General features: G+C 65.4%; 21 protein-coding genes and 2 riboswitches. Of the genes, 3 read left to right on the forward strand and 18 right to left on the reverse strand.

Annotated elements, in window-relative coordinates:
- Position 1 precedes the first annotated feature (1 nt).
- A complete protein-coding gene (locus tag MOE34_RS18955) occupies positions 2-943 on the forward strand; it encodes an ABC transporter permease (protein ID WP_160787676.1) in 942 nt (313 codons plus the stop codon).
- Positions 940-2,232, forward strand: coding sequence for an amidohydrolase family protein (locus tag MOE34_RS18960; protein WP_160787675.1), 1,293 nt, complete (start codon positions 940-942; stop codon positions 2,230-2,232). The genes MOE34_RS18955 and MOE34_RS18960 overlap by 4 nt, the downstream gene beginning before the upstream one ends.
- Before the next feature lie 5 nt (positions 2,233-2,237).
- Here the strand turns inward: MOE34_RS18960 and MOE34_RS18965 are convergent, their stop codons facing one another.
- The 16 genes from MOE34_RS18965 to ccmA form a co-directional block, all read right to left on the reverse strand.
- Entirely contained in the window at positions 2,238-3,272 is a 1,035-nt protein-coding gene (locus MOE34_RS18965; protein ID WP_160787674.1) for an aldose epimerase family protein, read from the reverse strand.
- A gap of 77 nt (positions 3,273-3,349) precedes the next feature.
- The gene (locus tag MOE34_RS18970) at positions 3,350-3,802 is read right to left on the reverse strand and encodes a GNAT family N-acetyltransferase (protein WP_160787673.1); all 453 of its coding nucleotides are present in this window, start codon (positions 3,800-3,802) and stop codon (positions 3,350-3,352) included.
- 3 nt (positions 3,803-3,805) lie between these two features.
- Positions 3,806-4,729 (reverse strand): homoserine O-acetyltransferase MetA, encoded by a 924-nt coding sequence (metA, locus tag MOE34_RS18975; RefSeq protein ID WP_160787672.1) that lies wholly within the window; start codon positions 4,727-4,729, stop codon positions 3,806-3,808.
- 59 nt (positions 4,730-4,788) lie between these two features.
- Positions 4,789-4,866: riboswitch (SAM riboswitch) on the reverse strand.
- A 47-nt stretch (positions 4,867-4,913) separates the two neighbouring features.
- Entirely contained in the window at positions 4,914-5,288 is a 375-nt protein-coding gene (locus MOE34_RS18980) for a DUF2794 domain-containing protein (RefSeq protein ID WP_160787671.1), read from the reverse strand.
- 338 nt (positions 5,289-5,626) lie between these two features.
- A complete protein-coding gene (locus tag MOE34_RS18985; RefSeq protein WP_160787670.1) occupies positions 5,627-6,388 on the reverse strand; it encodes a DUF1223 domain-containing protein in 762 nt (253 codons plus the stop codon).
- A 117-nt stretch (positions 6,389-6,505) separates the two neighbouring features.
- Positions 6,506-8,332, reverse strand: coding sequence for an ABC-F family ATP-binding cassette domain-containing protein (locus tag MOE34_RS18990; RefSeq protein ID WP_160787669.1), 1,827 nt, complete (start codon positions 8,330-8,332; stop codon positions 6,506-6,508).
- Between the two features lie 3 nt (positions 8,333-8,335).
- Positions 8,336-9,001 (reverse strand): thiamine diphosphokinase, encoded by a 666-nt coding sequence (locus MOE34_RS18995; protein WP_160787668.1) that lies wholly within the window; start codon positions 8,999-9,001, stop codon positions 8,336-8,338.
- Positions 9,002-9,062: 61 nt separating this feature from the next.
- Positions 9,063-10,568: a M48 family metalloprotease gene (locus tag MOE34_RS19000; protein ID WP_160787667.1), complete on the reverse strand. Its 1,506-nt coding sequence runs from the start codon at positions 10,566-10,568 to the stop codon at positions 9,063-9,065.
- Between the two features lie 214 nt (positions 10,569-10,782).
- Positions 10,783-11,502: a thiamine ABC transporter ATP-binding protein gene (gene thiQ / locus MOE34_RS19005; RefSeq protein ID WP_160787666.1), complete on the reverse strand. Its 720-nt coding sequence runs from the start codon at positions 11,500-11,502 to the stop codon at positions 10,783-10,785.
- Positions 11,495-13,117 (reverse strand): thiamine/thiamine pyrophosphate ABC transporter permease, encoded by a 1,623-nt coding sequence (thiP, locus tag MOE34_RS19010; protein WP_160787665.1) that lies wholly within the window; start codon positions 13,115-13,117, stop codon positions 11,495-11,497. Before thiP ends, thiQ begins: the two co-directional genes overlap by 8 nt.
- A gap of 16 nt (positions 13,118-13,133) precedes the next feature.
- Positions 13,134-14,141, reverse strand: a complete 1,008-nt coding sequence (gene thiB, locus MOE34_RS19015; RefSeq protein ID WP_160787664.1) for a thiamine ABC transporter substrate binding subunit — start codon at positions 14,139-14,141, stop codon at positions 13,134-13,136.
- 39 nt (positions 14,142-14,180) lie between these two features.
- Positions 14,181-14,291: riboswitch (TPP riboswitch) on the reverse strand.
- Between the two features lie 72 nt (positions 14,292-14,363).
- Complete coding sequence (locus tag MOE34_RS19020) at positions 14,364-14,978, reverse strand: DsbE family thiol:disulfide interchange protein (RefSeq protein WP_160787663.1); 615 nt, start codon at positions 14,976-14,978, stop codon at positions 14,364-14,366.
- Entirely contained in the window at positions 14,975-15,142 is a 168-nt protein-coding gene (gene ccmD, locus MOE34_RS19025; protein ID WP_160787662.1) for a heme exporter protein CcmD, read from the reverse strand. Before ccmD ends, MOE34_RS19020 begins: the two co-directional genes overlap by 4 nt.
- Positions 15,139-15,909 (reverse strand): heme ABC transporter permease, encoded by a 771-nt coding sequence (locus MOE34_RS19030; protein WP_160787661.1) that lies wholly within the window; start codon positions 15,907-15,909, stop codon positions 15,139-15,141. Before MOE34_RS19030 ends, ccmD begins: the two co-directional genes overlap by 4 nt.
- A gap of 73 nt (positions 15,910-15,982) precedes the next feature.
- Complete coding sequence (gene ccmB / locus MOE34_RS19035; RefSeq protein WP_160787660.1) at positions 15,983-16,642, reverse strand: heme exporter protein CcmB; 660 nt, start codon at positions 16,640-16,642, stop codon at positions 15,983-15,985.
- Complete coding sequence (ccmA, locus tag MOE34_RS19040) at positions 16,639-17,280, reverse strand: heme ABC exporter ATP-binding protein CcmA (protein ID WP_160787659.1); 642 nt, start codon at positions 17,278-17,280, stop codon at positions 16,639-16,641. Before ccmA ends, ccmB begins: the two co-directional genes overlap by 4 nt.
- A 266-nt stretch (positions 17,281-17,546) precedes the next feature.
- Here ccmA and acnA point away from each other — a divergent pair, with 266 nt between their 5' ends.
- Positions 17,547-20,240 carry an aconitate hydratase AcnA gene (gene acnA, locus MOE34_RS19045; protein ID WP_242218960.1) on the forward strand — a complete coding sequence of 898 codons (2,694 nt, stop codon included), beginning with the start codon at positions 17,547-17,549 and terminating at the stop codon, positions 20,238-20,240.
- A 50-nt stretch (positions 20,241-20,290) separates the two neighbouring features.
- Here acnA and MOE34_RS19050 read toward each other — a convergent pair whose 3' ends face one another.
- Positions 20,291-20,842: a GNAT family N-acetyltransferase gene (locus MOE34_RS19050; protein ID WP_160787657.1), complete on the reverse strand. Its 552-nt coding sequence runs from the start codon at positions 20,840-20,842 to the stop codon at positions 20,291-20,293.
- A 132-nt stretch (positions 20,843-20,974) separates the two neighbouring features.
- Complete coding sequence (gene pyc, locus MOE34_RS19055) at positions 20,975-24,433, reverse strand: pyruvate carboxylase (protein ID WP_160787656.1); 3,459 nt, start codon at positions 24,431-24,433, stop codon at positions 20,975-20,977.
- Positions 24,434-24,559 lie beyond the last annotated feature (126 nt).

Consider the following 24,559-nt stretch of genomic DNA (forward strand, 5'->3'; position numbering starts at 1 on the left):
CATGGACGCGCTCGACATCCTCTTTTCCGCCTCCTTCTGGGTCGCCGCCATCCGCATCGCCTCGCCGCTGATCTTCGCGACCATGGGCGAACTCATCTGCGAGCGCGCTGGCGTGCTCAACCTCGGCATCGAGGGCATCATGACGGCCGGGGCCTTCGCCGGCTGGTTCACCGTCTATTCCGGCGGCGATCTCTGGGCGGGCCTCGTCGTCGCCGCCCTCGTCGGCGCGCTGTTCGGCCTGCTGCACGCAACGCTCACCGTGCCGCTCGGCCTGTCGCAGCATGTCGTGGGCATCGGCGTCACGCTGCTTGCCACCAGCCTCACCTATTTCACCTATCGCCTCGCCCTGCCCGAAGTGACGTCGCCGCCGAAGATCGAGCCGTTCCAGCCCTGGCCCGTCCCGGGCCTGTCCAGCATACCGATCGTCGGCGAGGCGCTATTCACCCAGACGCCGCTCACCTATCTCGCCTTCTTCACGGTCGCGGCCGTCGCCTGGGTTCTCTACCGCACGCCCGTCGGCCTTGCCGTGCGCGCGGCGGGTGAAAATCCCTCGGCGGTCGAGGCGCAGGGCATTTCCGTCACCGGCATCCGCATGGGCGCGGTCATGGCCGGCAGCGCCCTGATGGCGGTCGGCGGCGCGTTCCTCACCACCTCGGCCTTCAATTCCTTCTTCTTCCAGATGATCAACGGGCGCGGCTGGATCTGCATCGCGCTCGTCGTCTTCGGCTCCTGGCGGCCGGGCAAGGCGCTGATCGGCGCCATCCTCTTCGCCGCCTTCGACGCCTACCAGGTCCGCCTGCAGCAGATATCGGGCGGCGTCGTCCCCTATCAGGTCTTCCTGATGATGCCCTATGCGCTGTCGATCCTGGCGCTGATCCTGGTCGCGCGCCGCGCCACCTATCCCAAAGCTTTGATGATCCCGTACCAGAAAGGCGAAAGATGAGTTTCGACCTGATCGTAAAGGGCGGCACGCTGCCCGATGGAACCGTCGCCGATATCGGCATCCGGGGCGAGACGATCGCCGCGATCGAGCCGCGCATCGATGCCGAGGCCGGCCGCATCGTCGACGCCACCGGCAACCTCGTCAGCCAGCCCTTCGTCGATCCGCATTTTCACATGGATGCGACGCTGTCCTATGGCCTGCCGCGCATCAACGCCTCGGGCACGCTGCTGGAGGGCATCGCGCTCTGGGGCGAGCTGAAGCCTCTCCTGACGCACGAGGCCGTCAAGGAACGGGCGCTCGCCTATTGCGACTGGGCCGTCTCGATGGGGCTGCTTGCCATCCGCACCCATGTCGATACCTGCGACGACCGCCTTCTCGCCGTGGAAGCGCTGCTCGAGGTGAAGAAGGAGATCGCGCCCTATATCGACCTCCAGCTCGTCGCCTTCCCGCAGGATGGCCTCTACCGCGCCCCGAACGCGCGGGAGAACACGATCCGCGCCCTCGACATGGGCGTCGATATCGTCGGCGGCATCCCGCATTTCGAGCGCACCATGGAAGACGGCCGGCGCTCCGTCACCGAGCTTTGCGAGATCGCGGCGACGCGCGGCCTGATGGTCGACCTCCACTGCGACGAGACCGACGACCCGCTGTCGCGCCATATCGAGCAGCTCGCCTACGAGACCCAGCGGCTCGGCCTTGCGGGCCGGGTGGCCGGCTCGCACCTCACGTCCATGCATTCGATGGACAACTACTACGTCTCCAAGCTGCTGCCGCTGATCGCCGAGGCGGGCGTATCGGCCATTCCCAATCCGCTGATCAACATCATGCTGCAGGGCCGGCACGACACCTATCCGAAACGTCGCGGCATGACCCGCGTGCCGGAAATGCTGAAATACGGCATCCGCGTCGGCTGGGGTCAGGATTGCGTGCTCGACCCGTGGTACTCGCTCGGCACCGCCGACATGCTCGACGTCGCCTTCATGGGCCTGCACGTCGCGCAGATGTCCTCGCCGGCGGATATGCGCGCCTGCTTCGACATGGTGACAAGGGTGAATGCCGAGATCATGGGGCTGGATCACCTCGGCCTTGCCGTCGGCAAGACCGCGAGCCTCGTCGTGCTCGACGCCGGCAATCCCATCGAGGCGGTGCGCCTGCGTCCCGACCGGCTCTGCGTCGTCGCGAAGGGCAAGGTCGTCGCCGAGCGCGAAAAGCGCGACACGGCCCTCTCCATCAGGGGCCGCCCGGCAACCATCAACCGCCGCCATATCGTTCCGCCGCAGGCCGGCTGAGACGGTCAATCCTTGCGGAAGGCGTAGTCCGTTTCCTGCCGCAGCGTCTCGCCGGGGCGCAGCACCGCCTTGGGGAAATGGTCGTGGTTGACGGCATCCGGCCAGATCTGCGTTTCCAGGCAGAAACCCGCGAAGGGGCCGTAGCGCCGGCCGTCGAGGCCGGGAACGGGCGAATTCACATAGCCGCCGGTATAGAGCTGCACGCCCGGTTCGGTGGTCAGAACTTCCAGCGAAACGCCCGATGCCGGGCTACGCACGGCGCCCACGGAACGCTTCGCCCGCCGCTCCGGCGAGAGGCAGAAATTATGGTCGAAGGCGATGCCGCCCGCCTCCGTCTGCCGGCGAAGCGGCGTCCAGTCCCGAAGGTCGAAGGGCGTGCCCGCTACGGAGCGGACCTCGCCGGTCGGAATGAGCTTGTCGTCGACGGGCAGGTAGTGATCGGCGGCAAGGCGGATTTCATGACCGAAGGCGTCGGCGCTACCGTCAAGGTTGAAATAGCTGTGCTGGCAGAGATTGACGGGCGTCGGGGCATCCGCCGTCGCCTCGTAAACGACCGAGAGCACGCCGTCGCCGGCAAGGCGGTAGGTGCAGGTAAGGGCGGCAGTGCCGGGATAGCCGGCGCGGCCGGCAGGATCGGTGACGGCCAGCGTGACGAAATCGCCGCCCTGATCCGCAATGCGCCAGTTCTGCCGGCCCATGCCGTCGCTGCCCCCATGCAGATGCGTGACGCCGCGCTCGTTGCGTTCGAGCTGATAGGCGACGCCATCGATGGCGAAGCGGCCGCCGGCGATACGGTTGGCGCAGCGGCCGGGCGTCGCGCCGAAATAGGGGGAGTGGGCGAGATAGGACGGCAGGTCTTCGTAACCCAGAACGAGCGGGGCGTCGTGGCCGGCAAGCCGCAGGTCCTGGATGACAGACCCCCAGGTCAGCACATGGGCGGTCAGCCCGCCGCCGGTCAGCCTGATGCGCTCGACCGGCTCGCCGCTTTCCAGATGGCCGAAGATCTCGTTTCCTGCATGCACCGCCCGTTTCCTCCGCATCCGGCCCAATCGTGCGGGCAACCTGCCGCTATTTGCCCGCGCCCGCAATCAAAAAGTCATACTTTTTCTGGCGTGCCTCAGAAATTCTTCTGATAGACGATGAAGGGCGTCTTGTCGGCGATGCGGTCGTAGAGCCGGCGGGCGGTGGCGTTGAAATCCTGCGTCATCCAGTAGACTTCCGGCGCGCCCGCCTCCTTCGCCCTGGCATAGACGCCTTCGATCAGCGCGCGGCCGATGCCGCTGCCGCGCACATCCGGATCGGCGAAAAGGTCCTGCAGGTAGCAGATATTGTCGACGGTCCAGCAGGAGCGGTGGAAGAGATAGTGGGCAAGCCCGACCGGCCGGCCGTCGAGCGTCGCCAGAAGGCCGCGATACTCGCCTTCGGCCGCCGCGCCCGTCAGCCGGGCGAAGGTGCTGGCGAAGACGTCTTCCGGCAGGACCGTCTCGTAGAAGGCGAGATAGGCGGTCCAAAGGCGCCGCCACTCGCCTTCATCATCCTTGTGCAGGGGGCGAATGACGACGCGGCTCATGGCTCAGGCTCCCGTTCCGATTTTCTGAAGGTCGTAGGGCGTGGTCTGGTAGATTTCGTTGATCCAGTTGCCGAAGAGCAGATGCGCATGGCCCCGCCAGCGGTTCTGCGGCGGCAGCGACGGATCGTTGTGCGGGAAATAGTTCTTCGGCAGCTTGATCGGCACGCCGGCCGAGACATCGCGGAAATACTCGTCGGCGAGCGAGGTCGAATCGTATTCCACATGGTTGAAGATGTAGAGCCGGTTGCCGGCCGTCTCCTGCACGAGGCAGACACCCGTTTCGTCGGAATCGAGCAGGATGTCGAGTTCCGCCACGTTGCGGATGTCCTCGATGCGGATTTCCGTCCAGCGCGAGACGGGAACCTCGAAATTGTCGGAAAAGCCGTTGAGATAGACCGACGAGGGCTTCCTGTTGTGGTGCCGGTAGACGCCGAAGGCCTTTTCTTCCAGCGTGTGCTTCGGCACGCCATGGAAATGATAGATCGCCGCCATCGCGCCCCAGCAGACGTTCAGCGTCGAATGGACATTGGTCTCGGTCCAGTCGAGAATCTGCTTCATCTCGTCCCAGTAGGTGACGTCCTCGTAGTCGAGGGTTTCCACCGGCGCGCCGGTGATGATGAAGCCGTCGAACTTGCGGTGCTTCACCTCTTCCCACGTATCGTAGAAGGCGAGCAGGTGATCTTCCGACGTGTTCTTGGCGCGGTGGCCGCCGACGCGCACCAGCGACAGCTCGACCTGCAGCGGCGAGGCGCCGACGAGGCGCGCCATCTGCACTTCCGTCTTGATCTTGTTCGGCATGAGGTTGAGCAGCCCGATCTGCAGCGGGCGGATGTCCTGCCGGATCGCCATCGTTTCGGTCATCACCCGGACACCCTCGTTGACGAGGGTCTCGAAGGCGGGGAGCGTATCGGGAATCTTGATGGGCATCTTTCAACTCGATCCAAAACAAAACCGGCCGCAACGACGTCGCAACCGGTCCACGTAAGGCTCTTCCTCGCGCGGCCCTTTAGCGACTTGTTTAACGTGGCTGCAAGCCGGCCGGCCAAATCACCACGAAGTCCATAGATACTGCCTCTGCGCGCACGAATCAATCCGGCGCGCGGCGCCGCGCTCAGGTCTCGACCAGACGCAGCACCTTGTCGAAGACCTTCAGCACCTGGCTCAGCTCATGGCCGCGCTTCAGGATCATGCCATGGGTGTTGAGCACGCTGTAGGCGCCCTGCTTGGCGGCGAGCTTGGGGTTCTTCTCGATACGGTAGAGCGGCATTTCGCCGGAACGCTTGAAGACGGAGAACACCGCCTTGTCGCGCATATGGTCGATGGCGTAGTCGCGCCATTCCCCCTCGCCGACCATGCGGCCATAGACCCAGAGGATGGCGTCGAGTTCCCGGCGGTGGAAGGTCACGGGCAGCGGGTCCTTGCTGCTCCTGTATTCCCGAAGGTCGACCACGACGTCGGGCGTCTGAAAATCCGGCTGGTCGGTCATCGAATCTCGGCACCTCGTCCATGACGGCACGGTGACAGTGTGCCTGACCGGCACCGAAATGCAAGGCGGATGCCACGGACTTGCGTTTTGGCAAAAATTCCTCTCGCCGCATTTCAGACAAACAGACGCCCAAATTTAAGGGGAAAGTCCGCCCGTCGCCGCTCGCGCCGGCCCGCCGCCTTGTGCGGGAAGCCGGTTCGGTGGAGCGTGCGTCGCTCGAGGCTGCCCTGAAATTCCGTTGCCGGCAGCTTCGTTACGGTCCGGTCCGTGCCTCTTCGAACCCTCAAGCCCCAGCCCCTCGAGGAAGCCGGACCGGACCTCCCCCATCGGGGAGGCCGTCAGCGGGAGGCGTGCTCGCCCGTCAGCACCGTTGCGCCGAGAATGGCGCCGGGCGTATCGGCGCTCTGCATGCGCTGGATCAGCACGGCGCAGCCGCCGGCCTTCTTTTTCTTCTTCAGCATGTCGGCGGGAAGCACCAGATTGGTTTCCTTGCCCTCCCACATGCCGATCGTCTCCATGTCGGTCACAGCATGCCAGTAGTTGACGGTCTTGCCGCGGTTCTCGCCCTCGTCGATATTGATCGTGCGCTGCTGCTCGAAATAGGCGATCACGATATTGGCCTTGCCCTCGCCCGGCCCGACATGGATGCGCAGCTCGTCGTTCTTCACCGCGACATCGACCGGCACTTCCAGCCCCTTGCCCTCCTGCGGCATCGCGGCGATGCGGTTGCGGATGCCGGCAAGGTCCGCGCCGTTGATGTGCTCGCGGCCGTTCAGCACGACCTGGGGCGTATAGACGCCGTTGCGGCCGAACATGCGGGCATAGGCATATTGCCGGTCGGTATTGTCCTTGGAGGCAAGCGTGTCCGCCCAGCCGAGATAGTTCCAGTAATCGACATGATAGGCGAGGGCGACGACCTCGCCTTCGCGCGCCAGCGTCTCCAGCGCCTTGTCGGCCGGCGGACAGGAAGAGCAGCCCTGGCTGGTGAAGAGTTCGACGACGCCCCTGGGCTTCGTTATTTCCTGCGCATGCACGGCGCCGGCTCCGAGCGTCAGCGCGATCGCCAGACAATGCAAGAGGGTCGGTTTCGGCATGGTCATTTCCAGTGGCGCGCCGGCAATGCCAGCCTTTCAAGCGGTCATACGCCCTCGCCGCTTCAACAGGAAGTCACGATGGAGTGAGATTTTCCCTCCAGGGGCGGCCGACGCGGCGGCTTTTCAGCCCTCCAGCTCTTCCCGCAGCATTTCCAGCTCCAGCCATTCCTCTTCCATCTTCGTCAGGCCGTCGCGCAGTTTCTCCATTTCCGCGGCGAGCTTGTTGAAGGTGGCCGGGTCCTTGGCGAAGAGGTTCGGATCGGCCATCTTCGCCTCGCGGGCGGCGATTTCCTTTTCCGCCTTCTCCATCTCCTTCGGCAGGTTCTCGAGGGCGAATTTCTGCTTGTAGGAGAGTTTCGACTTGCCCTTGCTGTCCGCGGCGACGGCGGCGGAAGTGTCGGCGGCCTTGGCCTTCTCGGCCTTCTCCGCCTTGCGCTTCTCCTCGATCGCGCCGCGACGCTGGGCCATCATGTCCGTATAGCCGCCGGCATATTCGATCCAGCGCCCATCCGGGCTTTCCGGGTCGGCGGGCGCGATGGTGGAGGTGACGGTGCGGTCGAGGAAATCGCGGTCGTGGCTGACGAGCAGCACCGTGCCGGCAAAGCCCGCGACGATCTCCTGGAGGAGGTCCAGCGTCTCGATGTCGAGGTCGTTGGTCGGCTCGTCGAGGATGAGCAGGTTCGTCGGGCGCGAGAGGATGCGCGCCAGCATCAGCCGGGCGCGCTCGCCGCCGGAAAGGTTGCGGATCGGCGTGCGGGACTGTTCCGGCTGGAAGAGGAATTCCTTCATGTAGCCGGTGACGTGGCGTTGCTCGCCGTTGACCAGCAGCGTCTCGCCGCGCCCGTCGGTGAGGTAGTGGGCGAGCGTGTCGTCGAGATTGAGGTCCTCGCGGCGCTGATCGAGCGTGGCGATCTCAAGGTTCGTGCCGAGTTTCACCGTGCCGCTGTCGGGTTCGAGCTGGCCGGTCAGCATCTTCAGGAGCGTCGTCTTGCCCGCGCCGTTCGGGCCGACGAGACCGATGCAGTCGCCGCGATGCACGCGGATCGAGAAGGGGGCGACGATGGTGCGTTCGCCGTAGCTCTTGGCGATCTTTTCCGCCTCGATGACCAGCTTGCCGGATTCCTGCGCGTCGGAGGCGCTGGCCTGCACGCTGCCCTGCGGACCCTTGTGGCCGCGATAGCGGGCGCGCAGGTCGTGCAGCGCACCGAGGCGGCGCATATTGCGCTTGCGGCGGGCCGTCACGCCGTAGCGCAGCCAGTGCTCCTCGCGCTCGATGGCCTTGCCGAGCTTGTGCTGCTCCAGCTCCTCGGCCTCCAGCACCTCGTCGCGCCAGGCCTCGAAATGGGCAAAGCCGCGATTGAGACGGCGCGACTGGCCGCGATCGAGCCAGACGGTGGCGTTGGAGACCTTTTCGAGGAAGCGGCGGTCGTGCGAGATGACGACGAGGGCCGAGCGGGTCGATTGCAGCTCGCCTTCCAGCCATTCGATGGTCGGCAGGTCGAGATGGTTGGTCGGCTCGTCGAGCAGCAGGATATCCGGCTCCGGCGCCATGACGCGGGCAAGCGCCGCCCGGCGCGCCTCGCCGCCCGACAGCGACTTGGGGTCCTCGTTACCGGAAAGGCCGAGATGTTCGAGCAGATAGGTGACGCGGTAGGGATCGTCGCTCGGCCCGAGGCCCGCCTCGGCATAGGCGGCGACGGTGTCGTAGCCGTCGAAATCGGGGGCCTGGTGCAGGTAGCGGATGGTCGCGGAAGGGTGGCGGAAGACCTCGCCCGACTGCGCCTCGGCAAGGCCGGCGGCGATCTTCATCAGCGTCGACTTGCCCGAGCCGTTGCGGCCGACGAGGCAGATGCGGTCGCCCGGCTCCACCTGCAGGCTTGCGCCGGCAAGCAGCGGCGTGCCGCCGAAGCTGAGGAAGATATCGTCGAGTTTGAGGATAGGCGGTGCCAAGGGTCAGGCTCCTGAAAGGTCATAGGGCCGGGCGATGAGGATTGCGCGGCCGGAGGCGAGCGAAAGGCGGATCGGGCCTTCCGCGACATTGGAAATGGTGCGGGACGAACCGAAGGGCAGCGCGAAATCCGTGAGCGGATAACGCACATTGCCGATGGAAAGGCCGCTCAGCGGCGAAAGGCCGAGAATGGAGAAGAGGCTGCCCTGCGGCAGGTCGATTTCCCGCGTGCCGGGCAGAAGCGGCCAGGCCTCCTCCTCGCCGGAGGTCAGCTTGATCGCAAAGCCCTGCTCTTCCAGCGAGACGGCATGGATGAGATGCATCAGCGCATGGTCGCTGCGCTCCCCGCCGAGCGCGCCGGCAAGCACGATCCGCCGCGCGCCCCGTTCGGTGGCGACGGAGACGGCAAGCGCCCCATCGGTCTCGTTCTTGGCGGCGGGATAGGGCTGGCGCTCGATTTGGGGCCAGGCGGCCAGAAGCTCCGGCGGCGTGGAATCGAAATCGCCGACCCACAGTTCCGGCGCAACACCGAGGCCGGCCGCATGGCGCATCCCGCCATCCGCCGCCACGACCCGGGCGCCGGCCACGTCCGCGCGCAGACGCGGCGTCGCGGCAAGCGTGCCGCCGAGAAGGACGACGAAGGTCTGGTCTGTGGAAGCCGGCGTGATCATGGTTGAAGCCCTTAGCGCATGTCGTGCGGAAAGGGAAAGATTTTGGCGGCGTGCGCCGCCGTCACTCGCCGATGATCTTGAATTTCTCGCCCGGCTTGACCGTGCTGGTCGGCGTCATGGCGTTGATCAGGCGGAAGAGGTCGAGCTTGCGGTCGGTGCCCATCATGCGGCCGGCGAGCGAAGCGACGGTATCGCCCGGGCGGGCGGTGACGACGCGCACGCGCAGCGGCTTCAGCTCGGCCACCTCGGCCGGCGTCAGCTTGCGGAACGAACCCTTGAGGATCTCCGCCGTCGGCTCCAGCGCCTTGGACCCCGCCGGCACCGCCGTCAGGAAGCGATAGATCTGGTTGTCGATGCGCACGACGGTGACATCGAATTCCCAACGGTCCGCAGCGGCCCGGGCGGTTGCCGCCTGCAGGCCGTTGATGGTGATCGGCCGGATCGTCTCGGGCTTGAGGCCCGTCACCCAGCCGCTGGAAATGTAGTTGACGAGGTCCTGCCCACGGCTGTCGGCCACGCCGTCGAAACGGATCGCGACATCGCCGGGGCCGGTCGCCAGCACGGCATCGGCCTTGTTGTCGATCTGGAAGCCGGCCGGCACGTCGAAGCGGATGCCGAGCTTGCCGTGCAGGAAGGTCTGGCCGCGCACATAGCCCTCTTCCGGCGCATCGCCGTAGAGCAGGCCGTCGATGCCGGCGAGATAGTAGTCGCGTCCACGGTCGCCGATCGAGCCTTCCGCGCCGAAAGCCCGCGCATGCATGCGCGCAAGCTCCACGCGCTGCGGCGCGTTCGGGTGGCTCGACAGGAAGTCGAGGCTCTGGTCCGCTTCCGGATCGACCGCCGTGAAGCGTGCATAGCCGGCCATGGAATCGAGGAAGCGCGCGGCGGCATAGGGGTCGTAGCCCGCTTCGCCCAGCATGCGCACACCGATCACGTCGGCCTGAAGCTCCTGATTGCGTGAGAAGGCGGCAAGGCGCAGCTTGCCGCGCGCCAGCGCCTGCTTGCCGGCGATGTTGCTGGACAGCACCTCGGCGACGACGCGGCTGGCGATGACCTCGGCCTCTTCCTTCTTCTGCCGCTCGATGCCGTGATTGGCGGTGACATGCGCCATTTCGTGCGACAGCACGGCCGCAACTTCCGAGGCGTCGTTGGCAAGCGCCAGCAGGCCGCGCGTGACATAGAGATAGCCGCCCGGCAGCGCGAAGGCGTTGATGGCCGGCGAATTGAGGATGGTGATGCGGTAGGACTGGTTCGGGTTTTCCGAAACGGCCGTCAGCGCGCCGATGATGCGTGCGACGAGGCGCTCGGTCTTGGCATCCTTGTATTCGCCGCCATAGCTCGCCACGATGCGCGGATGCTCGCGCGCGCCCATCTGGGCGCGCGGATCATTCTTCTGCACCTCGTCGACGATCTGCGGATTGGAAGAGGGCGAGATGGTCGGCTCATAGCTCTGCTCGATGAGCGACTGGCAGCCGGCCAGCAGCGTGCCGGCAAGCAGCAGGGCCACGACAGGCCGTGCGACCCCGCGTCCGGATACCGTTGCAGCTTCCTGCGTCGCTTTCGCCATGTCTTTCGCCCAAGCCCCTCAATGGGTTCGCATTCGTGCCACAGCCTTGGGGTGCGGCGCGAACGCGCATCTTCGCGCCTTCGAACGGATGAGATAGACGCGCCATACCCGGCCGGCAACTCCCCATTCGACAAACGGTTTTCCTGTGGCTCCGGTGACACAGGGGGGCGACCAAATTGTGGCATCCAGCCCGGTCAAATCACCACTCCCGTCGCTAAATGCCGGAATGGCCGAGGAATTTTGCAACGGCGGGTGGATCGAGGCGCGCAAGGAAATCCTCCGCCGACGTATCGAGGAGCACCGCACCGGCCTCGAGGAACAGCACCCGCTCCGCAAGCCGGCCGATATCCTCCGGCTGATGGGTGATGAAGAGGAGCGTGCTCTTCGTCTCGGCGTGAAGTTCGGCGATCAGCCGCGCCATATCCGCCCGCATGGCCGGATCGAGCGCGGCGAAGGGTTCGTCGAGCAGCAGGATCGGCCGGCGGCGCACCAGCGCGCGGGCAAGCGCCACGCGCTGCCGCTCGCCGCCGGACAGCGAACCCGGCAGGCGCTTGCCGTAACCGGCAAGGCCGACACGGGCGAGCGCGGCCTCGACGGCCTGCCGGCCCGCCGCATCGAGCTTCAGGCCCGGATCGATGCCGAGGCCGATATTGTCGGCGACGGAAAGGTGGGCGAAGAGGTTGTTGTCCTGGAAGACGACGGAGACCGGCCGTTCCGCCGGGTCGCGGCCGGCCATGTCCTCGCCGAACAGCGTGACCCTGCCGCTCGCCGGCCTTTCGAAGCCCGCAATGACATTGAAGAGCGTCGACTTGCCGGCACCCGAGGGACCGGCGACGGCAACGGCTGCGCCGGCGGGAATGGCGCAATCGAACGCAAGGCGCTTTTCCGCAAAGCGCACGGTGACGTCGGCAAGGAAAATGGCGGGATCAGGCATCGGAGCCGGGTCTTTCGATTTGGCGGTCGGTCGTGGTCGAAGGCAGCGTCAGGAGGAGGCACAGCACGCCCAGGATCAGCGCGATGCCCGCGGCATCGGCCGTGCGATAGCTCGCCATGCGGGAATACAGCAGCCAGGGCAGCGTAACGAAACCATCCGCACCGAAGATGGCGACGGCCCCGAGATCGCCGAGCGATAGCGCCATGGCGAAGGCGAAGGCCGTAAGGAAGGGCTTTTTCAGCGCCGGCCAGTCGATGCGCAGGAAACGCCGCCAGCCAGTGACGCCAAGGCTGAGCGCAAGGCGCGCGGTGCGGGAGAGATGCGTTCGATAGGCCGGCTCCAGCACCCGGGTGACGAAGGGCAGCGCCATCAAAGCGTTGAGGACCGTGACGACGAAGGGCGCGAATCGGCCCGTCTCGCCGAAACTGCGCAGCATCAGGAACCAGCCGGTGGCAACGACCACCGGCGGCACGAGCAGGATCAGCGAGCCGACCGCCGGCAGCGCACGGCCCATCAGCCGCGTCGTGACCCCGCTATCGCCACTTTCGGCAAGGCGCGGCACCAGCACGACGGGCAGCGCGATGGTAAGGCTGAGCGTTGCGGAGGCGAGCGAGATGGCGAGGCTCGTGGCAAGCGCCCGATGGAGCTGCGCATCGGCCGCCAGCTTGCCGAAGTCGGCGGCAAGGCCGGAGATCAGGGTGGCGACCAACGGCGCGGCGGTGAAGAGCGCGAAGAGAAGGATGACGAGGCCATCCGATACGCGCCGCCTGCGGCCGTCGAAACGGCGGATGGCGCGGCCGGCCGTCATGCCCTCTTCCGGCGGGCGGCCGAAGAGCGAGATAAGCCAGAGCAGCGCCGCCGTCACCGCGATCTGCAGGAAGGCGAGCAGCACGGCGCGCTGGGGATCGAAATCGAAGCGCAGCGCCTGATAGATCGCAACCTCGATGGTGGTCGCCGCCGGCCCGCCGCCGAGCGTCAGGACAATGGTGAAGCTCGTCGCGCAGAGCATGAAGACGAGGCCGGCGATGCCGGGCAGCACGCGGCGGATGACCGGCCATTCGATGAGCCGGAAGACCGCCCCCGAACCCATGCCGAGATTGGCCGAGGACAGCCAGTATTCCGGCGGGATGCGGTCGAGCGCGGCGAGCATGAAGCGAGCGGCGAGCGGCAGGTTGAAGAAGACATGGGCGATAAGGATGCCGGCAAGCCCATAGACGCTGACGGGGTTCTGCAATCCGGCAAGGCGCAGCAGATCGTTGACGACGCCCTGCCGCCCCCAGATCTCGACGACGCCGAGCGCGGCGACCAGCGCCGGCAGGCCGAGCGGCACGACGGAGAGCCTGACGATCCAGACGCGGCCGGGAAAGGTCCGCTGCCGGGCGAGCGCCCGGGCGACGGGAATGGCGAGCACGATGGAAAGCAGCGTCGAAAGCGCCGCCTGCACCAGCGTGAACCGCGCCACGCGGCCGATATAGGCATCGAACAGCGGCGCGCCGCTGCCGCCCGCATGGGCAAGCAGCACCGCAGTCGCCGCGCCGACGAAGAGCAGCACGCCGCCGAGGGCAAGGCCCCCGGCAATATCGAGCGTCTGTCGTTCGGCGCGGGCGAAAAGCATGTTACGTCCTGCTTGCTTACTTGGCGCTCATCGCGCCGAGCCATTCGTCGATCCAGACCTTACGGTTCGCCGCCACCTCATCCGACGACATCAGGAAGGTCTTTTCCGGCTTCACCAGCGCGTCGAAGGCGGCCGGCAGCGGATCGCGCGTCTTGGCGGCAGGCATCATCCAGTTGGTTTCCGGGATGATCGACTGGAAATCCGGCCCCGTCATGAAGGTAAGGAACTGGCGGGCGAGGTCCTTGTCATGGGAGGTGCGCGTCAGGCCGGCGACCTCGATCTGGATGTAGTGCCCCTCGGAGAAGGCGGCCGCCTTGTAGCGCTCGGTATTCTCCGCGATGACGTGATAGGCCGGCGAGGTCGTGTAGGAGAGCACCATCGGCGCCTCGCCCTTGGTGAACAGGCCATAGGCTTCCGACCAGCCGGGGGTGACGGTCAGGACGCGGTCCTTGAGCTTGGCCCAGGCTTCCGCCGACTTGTCACCATAGACGGACTTCACCCAGAGCAGCAGGCCGAGGCCGGGCGTCGAGGTGCGCGGATCCTCGATGACGATCTTCTGCGACGGATCGCCCTCGACCAGTTCCTTGAGGCTTGTCGGCGGGGTCTTCAGCGCCTCGGTGTCGTAGACGACGGCGAAATGGCCGTAGTCATAGGGCAGGAACGTATCGTCGGAAAAACCGCCCGGAACGGCAAGACCTTCCGGCTTCAGGCCGTGCGGCTCGAAGAGGCCGGTCGCCTTGGCTTCCGAGATCAGGTTTGTATCGAGGCCGAGCACCACGTCGGCCTTGGTGCCCTCGCCCTCCAGCTTGAGGCGGGTCAGGAGTTCCACGCCATCGGCGACACCAACCCATTCGACCTTGCAGCCGCAGGTCTTTTCGAATTCTTCCTTGACCTTCGGCCCCGGTCCCCATTCGGAAACGAAGCTCTCATAGGTGTAGACGGTCAGCGTCTTTTCCGCGGCGAAGGCCGAGGACGCGAGGGATACGGCAAGCGCCGCGATGGAAGAAAGAAATGCCGTGCGCATCAGCGCCTCCTTGTCTGGTCACAAACGGGAATAGGGCGCTGGATTGAGCCGTCTAATCCCTCCGCCGGTACGAGCCGGATCAGGTTCTTCGGGTTGGCAAAAGCCTCTCAGCCGGCAGGTCGAAACCTGCGAGCACCCCGTTAGAGCGGAAAAAGGCATAATCCCGCGCGCCTCGGCACGCAAGAGGCCGCGACGGAAACAGTTTTATACGGAAATGGAGGGTCAGCCGGCCGCAGCGGGCGTCCCAAGCGCCTTTTCGATGGCCGGATAGAGGCCGTCCTTCAGGCTCTTGTCATCGAAGGGGCCGACCCGCTTGTAGAGGATCGTTCCGTCGGGCCCGACGAGATAGGATTCCGGGATACCGTAAACGCCCCAGTCGATCGCCATCTTGCCGACGGGATCGAGGCCGATGGCGAAGAAAGGATTGCCGAGTTCGCCGAGGAAACGCAGCGCATTCTCGCTGCCGTCCTTGTAGTTGACGCCGACCACCGTAAGGCGCGGGTCCTTGGACAGCGCCAGGATGACCGGGTGCTCCTGCCGGCAGGGCACGCACCAGGACGCCCAGAAATTGACGAGCGTCAGCTTGCCCTTGACGGCTTGCGCCGTCAGCGCCGGCACCGGCGCGCCGTCCCTCGTCGCGCCGGCGAGCGGCTCGAGATCGCGGAAGGGCGCCTTGGTGCCGATGAGGGCCGAGGGGATTTCGGAAATGTCGCGGCCGGAATTGAGCTGCGTCCAGAAGATCAGCGCCAGACCGAGAAAGATCGCCAGCGGCAGCGCGGCGAGGATCAGGCGCGTGCGCTTGCCCGCACCTTCGGCATTCGTCTCGCTCTCGCTCATTGACTGGCCTCGCTGCGCGCCGAACGGCGGCGGATGCCGGCGGCTTCGAGCTGTTCGATCTCGCGGTGGCGGGCGCGGTGATCGAGCCACACCCAGACGACGAGGCCGAGCGTGACGGCGAAGGCGGCGATATAGGACACCGCGACGTAGAAGGCGTGGCTCATGCGGCGCCTCCCGTGCGGCCGGCGGCGCGGGCCGCATGGCGGCGCAGCACGGCGATGCGGCGGCGCAGGATCTCGTTGCGCATGGCAAGGATATGCAGCGTGAAGAAAAGCAGGGTGAAGGCGACGGCCATCACGATGAGCGGCCAGAGGAATTCAGGATCTATGGTCGGGCCGTCCATACGGATGACGCTCGCCGGCTGGTGCAGCGTGTTCCACCACTCGACCGAGAATTTGATGATCGGGATGTTGACGAAGCCGACGAGGATCAGGACGGCGCTGACCTTGGCGGCGCGCGTCGGGTCGTCCATGGCGCGGCCGAGCGCGATGAGGCCGAGATACATCAGGAACAGCACGAAGACGGAGGTAAGCCGCGCATCCCACACCCACCAGGTCCCCCACATGGGCTTGCCCCAGAGCGAGCCGGTGATGAGTGCGACGAGGGTGAAGCAGGCGCCGATGGGCGCGGCGGCCTTGGCCGAGACATCGGCGAGCGGATGGCGCCAGACGAGCGTGCCGAGCGCCGAGAGCGCCATGACCGAATAGCACATCATGGAAAGCCAGGCGGCCGGCACATGCACATACATGATGCGCACCGTCTCGCCCTGCTGGTAGTCGCCCGTCGTCGTGAAGGAAAGGTAGAGACCTGCGGCGAACAGACAGAGCGTCAGCCCCGCAAGCCACGGCCAGATCATGGCGACCAGCGCCAGGAACCGCGTCGGGTTGGCGAGATCGCTGAATTTGCGGATGGCAAGGCTCGGTTCGCTCATGATGGTTCTTTAACGCGGAAGGGGCCGGGCTTCAATTGATCTGCCGCAATCACTTTCCTGTCAATTTGCCGCGTCAGTCGCTCGAAAGCCGAAGCGCCGCCGCCGCCGCGACCGGGCCGATGACGGCGAAGGCGAGATTGAGCGCGACGAGGATGAGGAAGGGCGGCAGGAACGGGGCCGGGTCCTGGATCGCCGCATAGACCGCGCTCACCCCGAAGATCAGCACGGGAATGGCGAGCGGCAGCACGAGGATGGAGACGAGCAACCCGCCGCGCGGCAGCGCCACCGCCACCGCCGCGCCCACCGCACCGATGAAGGTGATGGCGGGCGTGCCGGCCAAGAGCGTCAGCGTCGTCGCGCCGATGGCGGTCTCGTCCATGTTCATGAAGAGGCCGAGCAGCGGCGCGGCGACGACGAGCGGCAGGCCGGTCGCAATCCAGTGCGCGATGCATTTGACGAAGACCGTCAGCACCAGCGGCGTTTCCTGCATCAGGAGAAGATCGAGCGAGCCGTCCTCGCGCTCGGCCTGGAACAGCCGGTCGAGGCCGAGGAGGGAGGCGAGCAGCGCGCCGATCCAGAGGATGGCGGGGCCGATGCGGGAGAGAAGATTGAGGTCCGGCCCGACGCCGAAGGGAATGACGGCGACGACCGTCATGAAGAACAGCACGCCCACCAATGCGCCGCCACCGGCGCGCACGGAGAGTTTCACGTCGCGGAGGAGGAGAGCGATCACCAGACATCCTCCATGATCCCGGCAAAGCCCTTCATGTGCAACTCCTTCACCCCTTCCAGCCCAAGCGGCTGGTGCGTCGCAGCTATCGCAATGCCGCCGCGTGAAAGGTGGGCCATGACAAGGCCGGCGAACATGGTTTCAGCGGCCGCATCGAGCGCGGCCGTCGGCTCGTCGAGAATCCAGACCGGACGCCAGGAAACGAGAAGCTTGGCCATGGCCATGCGGCGCTGCTGGCCGGCGGAGAGATAGCCGAAGGGAAGGTGCGCGATACCGCCGAGACCAACCGCCTCGACCGCCTCGACGACCGACAGGCCCGCCCCGCCGGCAAAGTCGCCGAGGAAGGACTGCCAGAAGGACAGATTCTCCTCGACGGTCAGCTCCCGCTTCATCGCGTTGCGGTGGCCGAGATAATGCGCGGCCTCGCTGACACGCTCGACCGGTTGCGCTGCAGCAAGAAGTTTTGCCGCTCCCGAATGGGCCGGCAGAAGGCCCGCCAGAACACGCAGCAGCGTCGACTTTCCCGAACCGTTCGCACCCTTGACGACAAGCGCCTCGCCGCTGGCGATTTCAAAGGAAATATCTTGGAAAATCAGGTCTTCGCCGCGCTTGGCGCTCAATCCCTCGACGACGAGCCGCATGGCTTTTCACTTTCCCTTTACGACCTTGGTCGCAACGCAAAAAAATTGTCCCGATTTGCCCTTCGGCGCTCTGGATCGTTTCTTAGAAATTATCTATAACGCCCGCAACACGCCAGCGGTCGGCGTGAATTTCATCCAAGCGCCGAACACGGGAATGATTTCCGCGTACGGACAGCGGAAATGGCCGCACCCGCATCCCATTCGCGCTTGACGCGCACGGGCGTTCGTACGTCAGCTTTCTGGCGCCAGACGAGACGGGGTATAAAGTGTCCAAATCCCTAGACAGTTTCAATTGTCGTTCGACCCTTACGGTAAACGGCACCGACTATGTGTATTACAGCCTTCCCAAGGCCGAGGCGAACGGCCTTGCCGGCGTCTCGAAGCTCCCCTACTCGATGAAGGTGCTTCTTGAGAACCTGCTGCGCTTCGAGGACGGCCGCTCGGTCACCAAGGAGCAGATCCTTTCCGTCGTCGACTGGCTGACGAACAAGGGCACGGTCGAGAACGAGATCGCCTATCGCCCGGCGCGCGTGCTGATGCAGGACTTCACCGGCGTTCCCGCCGTGGTCGACCTTGCGGCCATGCGCGACGCGATGGTCTCGCTCGGCGGCGACCCGGAGAAGATCAACCCGCTCGTTCCCGTCGACCTCGTCATCGACCACTCGGTCATCGTCGACGAATTCGGCACGCCGACCGCCTTTGCCCGCAACGTCGAGCTGGAATACCAGCGCAACGGCGAGCGCTACCGCTTCCTCAAGTGGGGCCAGCAGGCGTTCCAGAACTTCCGCGTCGTTCCCCCGGGCACCGGCATCTGTCACCAGGTCAATCTGGAATATCTGGGCCAGACGGTTTGGACCAAGGAAGAAGACGGCGAGATCGTCGCCTACCCGGATACCTGTGTCGGCACGGACAGCCACACGACCATGATCAACGGCCTCGGCGTTCTCGGCTGGGGCGTGGGCGGCATCGAGGCGGAAGCCGCCATGCTCGGCCAACCGGTCTCCATGCTGCTGCCCGAGGTCATCGGCTTCAAGCTGACCGGCAAGCTCAAGGAAGGCGTTACGGCGACCGACCTCGTGCTGATGGTCGTGCAGATGCTGCGCAAGAAGGGCGTCGTCTCCAAGTTTGTCGAATTCTTCGGCCCCGGCCTCGACAACATGACGCTCGCCGACCGCGCAACGATCGGCAATATGGGCCCGGAATACGGCGCGACCTGCGGCTTCTTCCCGGTCGACGGCGAGACCGTCAACTACCTCACCATGTCCGGCCGCGAAGAGCAGCGCATCGCCCTCGTCGAAGCCTATTCGAAGGCGCAGGGCATGTGGCGTGACGGCGACGGCTCCGACCTCGTCTTCACCGACACGCTCGAACTCGACCTCGGCGACGTCGTTCCGGCCATGGCCGGCCCGAAGCGCCCGGAAGGCCGCATCCCGCTGGAAAACATTGCGCCGAACTTCGCGACGGCCCTTGAAAACGACTGCAAGAAGCCCGGCCAGCTTTCGAACCGCTATGCCGTCGAAGGCACGGATTACGATATCGGCCACGGCGACGTCGCCATCGCCGCCATCACGTCCTGCACCAACACGTCCAACCCGTCGGTCCTCATTGCCGCCGGCCTTCTCGCCCGCAATGCGGTCGCCAGGGGCCTGAAGACGAAGCCGTGGGTCAAGACGTCGCTGGCGCCCGGATCGCAGGTCGTCGGCGAATACCTCGCCAAGTCGGGCCTGCAGGCGGACCTCGACAAGCTCGGCTTCAACCTCGTCGGCTTCGGCTGCACGACCTGCATCGGCAATTCCGGCCCGCTGCCGGCGCCGATCTCCAAGACGATCAACGACAAGGGCCTGATCGCTGCGGGCGTCCTCTCGGGCAACCGCAACTTCGAAGGCCGCATCTCGCCGGACGTGCAGGCAAACTACCTCGCCTCCCCGCCGCTCGTCGTCGCCTACGCCCTTGCCGGTACGGTCCAGAAGGACCTGACCAAGGAGCCGATCGGCGAAGACCAGAACGGCAATCCGGTCTACCTCAAGGACATCTGGCCCTCCTCCAGGGAGATCCAGGAGTTCATCATGAAGTACGTCACGCGTGAGCTCTATGCCACGAAATATGCCGACGTCTTCAAGGGCGACGAGAACTGGCAGGCCGTGCAGGTGCCGGAAGGCCAGACCTATGCCTGGGACGACAAGTCGACCTATGTGCAGAACCCGCCCTACTTCGTGGGCATGGGCAAGACCGGCTCGGGCCTGAAGAACATCGAAGGCGCGCGCGTCCTCGGTCTCTTCGGCGACAAGATCACGACCGACCACATCTCTCCGGCCGGTTCGATCAAGGCGGCCTCGCCGGCCGGCGCGTATCTTACGGATAACGGCGTCGCGGTGGCGGACTTCAACCAGTACGGCACGCGCCGCGGCAACCATGAAGTCATGATGCGCGGCACCTTCGCCAATATCCGCATCCGCAACCACATGCTCGGCCCGAACGGTAAGGAAGGTGGCTACACGATCCACTATCCGACCAAGGAAGAGATGTCGATTTACGACGCGGCCATGAAGTACAAGGCCGAGGGCGTTCCGCTCGTCATCTTCGCCGGCGTCGAATACGGCAACGGCTCCTCGCGCGACTGGGCGGCCAAGGGCACCAACCTCCTCGGCGTCAAGGCCGTGGTGGCGCAGTCCTTCGAGCGCATCCACCGCTCCAACCTCGTCGGCATGGGCGTCGTGCCCTTCGTCTTCGAGGAAGACACGACCTGGGCCTCGCTCGACCTCAAGGGCGACGAAGTCGTCACCATCGAGGGCCTGGAAGGCGATATCAAGCCGCGCGAGAAGAAGATCGCCAAGATCACCTACTCCGACGGCACGGTGAAGGACGTTCCGCTCCTCTGCCGCATCGATACGCTGGACGAGGTGACCTACATGAACAACGGCGGCATCCTGCAGACCGTTCTTCGCGACCTCGCCGCCTGAGCGGCCTGAAGCCTGAAAACACGATGCCGGGGCCAAAAGCCCCGGCATTTTTATGCCATCGTTCCCGGGAAATCCGTCGCGGAGGGTTCCGTCTCGGCTCCCTCGCCGAGCGGGCGCTGCATGAAGACCGTGTCGAGCCAGCGGCCGTGCTTGAAGCCCGTCGCACTCATGCGGCCCGAATGCGCAAAGCCGGCCGCGCTGTGCACGGCGATGGAGGCGGGATGCGCCCCGCCGATCACCGCCACCATCTGGCGGAAGCCGCAATCCGTGCAGCGGCGAATGAGTTCGGCCAGCAATGCCTTGCCGATGCCCCTGCCGCGCGCCTCCGGCGCCAGATAGACCGAATCCTCCACGAGCCAGCGATAGGCCGGCCGCGTGCGGAAGGCCGAGGCATAGGCATAGCCGAGGATGAGGCCGGTCTGCTCGACGGCGACGATATAAGGATAGCCCTTGCCGGTGATCGCCGTGAAGCGCGTCGCCATCTGGTCGAGCGTCGGCGGATCAACCTCGTAGCTCGCCACGCCGTTCAGCACGGATTCGCGGTAGATTTCGGTGAAGGCGGCGATGTCGCCGAGCGCGGCGGTGCGGATGACGAAGCTCATGGAAGCCTGCGTTTCTTGGAACGGTTCCGGTAAAGTGCGCAGCGTTTTGCGGCCGGAATTGCGTGAGCGCAAGCGCAAACAGGGGATGGGGTTAACCCATCCCCTGTCATGGAGGCTTTATCGAGGGCCGCTTCAGGCGCCGTAGACGATCAGCAGGTCCTTGGCGTCGATCTGGTCGCCGGCCCTGACGAGCACTTCCGAGATCATGCCGTCCTTCTCGGCATGCAGCGCCGTTTCCATCTTCATCGCCTCGATGGAGAGCAGCACGTCGCCGGCCTTGACCGGCTGGCCGGCCGCGACCGCGACGGTCGAGATGACGCCCGGCATCGGCGCGCCGAGATGGGCGGCGTTGCCGTTGTCGGCCTTGCGACGGATGGCGGAGGTGGCGGCGCGGTTGCGGTCCGGCACCTTGATGAGGCGCGACTGGCCGTTCAGTTCGAAGAACACCTTGACCATGCCCTGCGCATCCGGCTCGCTGGTCGCCTGATGCAGGATGACGAGCGACTTGCCGCGCTCGATTTCCGGCTGCAGTTCCTCGCCCGGCGCAAGGCCGTAGAAATAGGCGGGCGTCGGCAGCACGCTGACGGGGCCGTACATGTCGGCGGCCAGCGCATAGTCGGTAAAGACCTTCGGATACATGAGATAGGAGGCGAATTCGAAATCGTCGACCTTGCGCTCCAGCTTGTCCTCGATGGTTTTGCGCTCCGCATCGAGATCGGCCGCCGGCAGCAGCGAGCCGGGCACGGCGGTATAGGGCGCGTCGCCCTTCAGCGCCTTCTTCTGCAGGCCGGCCGGCCAGCCGCCCGGAGGCTGGCCCAGATCGCCGCGCAACATGGAGACGACGGAATCGGGGAAGGACACATCCTTAGCCGGATTCTCGACGTCGGCGACGGTCAGTTCCTGGCTTACCATCATCAGCGCCATATCGCCGACCACCTTGGAGGACGGCGTCACCTTGACGATATCGCCGAACATCTGGTTGGCGTCGGCATAGGCCTGGGCGACCTTGTGCCACTTGGTCTCAAGCCCGAGCGAACGGGCCTGTTCCTTGAGATTGGTGAACTGGCCGCCCGGCATTTCATGCAGGTAGACTTCCGAAGCCGGCCCCTTGAGGTCGCTTTCGAAGGCGGCATACTGGAAGCGCACGGCCTCCCAGTAGAAGGAGATACGACGGATCCATTCGGGATCGAGACCCGGATCGCGCTCCGATCCCTTCAGCGCCTCGACGATGGAGCCGAGGCAAGGCTGGGACGTGTTGCCCGAAAGGGCATCCATGGCCGCATCCACCACATCCACGCCGGCATCGACGGCGGCAAGCACGGTCGCGGCCGCGATGCCCGACGTGTCATGCGTGTGGAAGTGGATCGGCAGGTCGGTGGCCTCGCGCAGCGCCTTGAACAGCACGCGGGCGGCGGCGGGCTTCAGAAGGCCCGCCATATCCTTCAGCGCGATCATATGCGCGCCGGCCTTTTCCAGCTCGGCGGCGAGGTCGGTGTAGTATTTGAGGTCGTATTTCGGGCGGGCCGAATTCAGGATATCGCCGGTATAGCAGATCGCCGCCTCGCAGATGCGGTTCTCCTCGGCGACGGCGTCCATCGAGACACGCATGTTGTCGACCCAGTTGAGGCAATCGAAGACGCGGAAGACATCGATGCCGCCCTTCGCCGCCTGCCGGACGAAATACTTCACGACATTGTCGGGATAGTTCTTGTAGCCGACGCCGTTCGCCCCGCGCAGCAGCATCTGCAAGAGCAGGTTCGGCGCATCCTCGCGGATGCGGGCAAGACGCTCCCACGGGTCTTCCGTCAGGAAGCGCATGGAGACGTCGAAGGTCGCGCCGCCCCAGCATTCCAACGAGAAGAGCTGCGGCAGCGCCCGGGCATAGGTGCCGGCGACGCGGGCGATGTCATGCGTGCGCATGCGGGTCGCCAGCAGCGACTGGTGGCCGTCGCGCATGGTCGTGTCGGTGAGGAGCACGCGGCGTTCGGCGCGCAGCCATTCGCCGAATTTCTTCGGGCCGAGTTCGTCGAGCTTCTGCTTGGTGCCGGCAGGGATATCTCCGCCGATGAAGGGCACGACGGGCTTGGCCACGTCTGCCGGCGGCTTCGGGCGGCCCTTGGCTTCCGGGTGGCCGTTGACGGTGACGTCGGCAAGGTAGGTGAGCAGCTTCGTCGCGCGGTCCTGGCGCTTGACCTGCTGGAACAGTTCCGGCGTCGTATCGATGAAACGGGTCGTGTAGCTGTTGTCGCGGAAGGCCTCGTGGCCGATGATCGCCTCGAGGAAGGTGAGGTTGGTGGCGACGCCGCGGATACGGAATTCGCGCAGCGCACGGTCCATGCGGTTGATGGCTTCCCCCGGCGTGCTGCCCGAGGCCGTGACCTTGACGAGCAGCGGGTCGTAATAGCGGGTGATATAGGCCCCGGTATAGGCCGTGCCGCCATCGAGACGGATGCCGAAGCCGGCCGCCGAGCGGTAGCCAGTGATGCGGCCATAGTCCGGGATGAAGTTCTGTTCTGGGTCTTCCGTGGTAATGCGGCACTGGAGCGCATGACCGTTAAGGCGGATATCGGCCTGCTTGGGAACGCCCGATTCCGGCGTGCCGATGGCCTCGCCGTCGAGGATGTGGATCTGCGCCTTGACGATATCGATGCCGGTCACGACTTCCGTGACGGTGTGCTCGACCTGGATGCGCGGATTCACCTCGATGAAGTAGAACTTGCCGCTGTCGACATCCATCAGATACTCGACCGTGCCGGCGCCGACATAGCTGGTCGCCTTGGCGATCTTCAGCGAATAGTCGGCAAGTTCCTGGCGCTGCGCTTCCGATAGGTAAGGCGCGGGCGCACGCTCGACGACCTTCTGGTTACGCCGCTGGATGGAGCAGTCGCGCTCGAAGAGATGCACGACATTGCCATGCGTATCGCCGAGGATCTGGCTTTCGACGTGGCGGGCGCGCTCGACGAGCTTTTCGAGATAGACCTCATCCTTGCCGAAGGCGGCCTTGGCCTCGCGCTTGGCTTCCGTCACCTCGCGGATCAGGTCCTTGGCATCGCGGATGGCGCGCATGCCGCGACCGCCGCCGCCCCAGGAGGCCTTGAGCATGACGGGATAGCCGATCTCGGCGGCGAGACGGTGGATTTCCGCTTCGTCATCCGGCAGCGGATCGGTGGCGGGCACGACCGGCACGCCGACGGAGATGGCGAGATTGCGCGCGGCGACCTTGTTGCCGAGCTGGCGCATGGTGGCCGGGCGCGGGCCGATGAAGATGATGCCGGCGGCATCGCAGGCATCGACGAATTCCGGGCTCTCCGAAAGCAGGCCGTAGCCGGGATGGATCGCATCCGCGCCGGAAAGCTTGGCGACGCGGATCACCTCCTCGATCGAAAGATAGCTCTCGATGGGACCGAGATCGCGCGTCAGATGCGGGCCGCGACCGATCTGGTAACTCTCGTCCGCCTTGAAGCGGTGCAGCGCCAGTTTGTCCTCTTCCGCCCATATCGCAACTGTTTTCAAGCCGAGTTCATTGGCCGCGCGGAACACGCGGATGGCGATTTCGGAACGGTTGGCGACAAGAATCTTGGAAATGGGCAAGTCGGACTCCTCAATGACCTGGATGGGGGACCTTCGAGCGGGAAATGCTGCACCCGCGAAGAGAATTATTAGCGGGTAATTTCCAAAGTGCAATTTTATCGTCGCCATGGAACAAAAGATTTGCGC

The organism is Shinella zoogloeoides, from assembly GCF_022682305.1.
Taxonomy (GTDB): domain Bacteria; phylum Pseudomonadota; class Alphaproteobacteria; order Rhizobiales; family Rhizobiaceae; genus Shinella; species Shinella zoogloeoides_B.

Excerpts from the sequence above, each read along its gene's own strand:
- MOE34_RS18955 (WP_160787676.1), top strand. The coding sequence starts at position 2 with ATGGACGCGCTCGACATCCTCTTTTCCGCCTCCTTCTGGGTCGCCGCC.
- MOE34_RS18960 (WP_160787675.1), top strand. The coding sequence starts at position 940 with ATGAGTTTCGACCTGATCGTAAAGGGCGGCACGCTGCCCGATGGAACC.
- MOE34_RS18965 (WP_160787674.1), bottom strand. The coding sequence starts at position 3,272 with ATGCGGAGGAAACGGGCGGTGCATGCAGGAAACGAGATCTTCGGCCAT.
- MOE34_RS18970 (WP_160787673.1), bottom strand. The coding sequence starts at position 3,802 with ATGAGCCGCGTCGTCATTCGCCCCCTGCACAAGGATGATGAAGGCGAG.
- metA (WP_160787672.1), bottom strand. The coding sequence starts at position 4,729 with ATGCCCATCAAGATTCCCGATACGCTCCCCGCCTTCGAGACCCTCGTC.
- MOE34_RS18980 (WP_160787671.1), bottom strand. The coding sequence starts at position 5,288 with ATGACCGACCAGCCGGATTTTCAGACGCCCGACGTCGTGGTCGACCTT.
- MOE34_RS18985 (WP_160787670.1), bottom strand. The coding sequence starts at position 6,388 with ATGACCATGCCGAAACCGACCCTCTTGCATTGTCTGGCGATCGCGCTG.
- MOE34_RS18995 (WP_160787668.1), bottom strand. The coding sequence starts at position 9,001 with ATGATCACGCCGGCTTCCACAGACCAGACCTTCGTCGTCCTTCTCGGC.
- MOE34_RS19000 (WP_160787667.1), bottom strand. The coding sequence starts at position 10,568 with ATGGCGAAAGCGACGCAGGAAGCTGCAACGGTATCCGGACGCGGGGTC.
- thiQ (WP_160787666.1), bottom strand. The coding sequence starts at position 11,502 with ATGCCTGATCCCGCCATTTTCCTTGCCGACGTCACCGTGCGCTTTGCG.
- thiP (WP_160787665.1), bottom strand. The coding sequence starts at position 13,117 with ATGCTTTTCGCCCGCGCCGAACGACAGACGCTCGATATTGCCGGGGGC.
- thiB (WP_160787664.1), bottom strand. The coding sequence starts at position 14,141 with ATGCGCACGGCATTTCTTTCTTCCATCGCGGCGCTTGCCGTATCCCTC.
- MOE34_RS19020 (WP_160787663.1), bottom strand. The coding sequence starts at position 14,978 with ATGAGCGAGAGCGAGACGAATGCCGAAGGTGCGGGCAAGCGCACGCGC.
- ccmD (WP_160787662.1), bottom strand. The coding sequence starts at position 15,142 with ATGAGCCACGCCTTCTACGTCGCGGTGTCCTATATCGCCGCCTTCGCC.
- MOE34_RS19030 (WP_160787661.1), bottom strand. The coding sequence starts at position 15,909 with ATGAGCGAACCGAGCCTTGCCATCCGCAAATTCAGCGATCTCGCCAAC.
- ccmA (WP_160787659.1), bottom strand. The coding sequence starts at position 17,280 with ATGCGGCTCGTCGTCGAGGGATTGAGCGCCAAGCGCGGCGAAGACCTG.
- MOE34_RS19050 (WP_160787657.1), bottom strand. The coding sequence starts at position 20,842 with ATGAGCTTCGTCATCCGCACCGCCGCGCTCGGCGACATCGCCGCCTTC.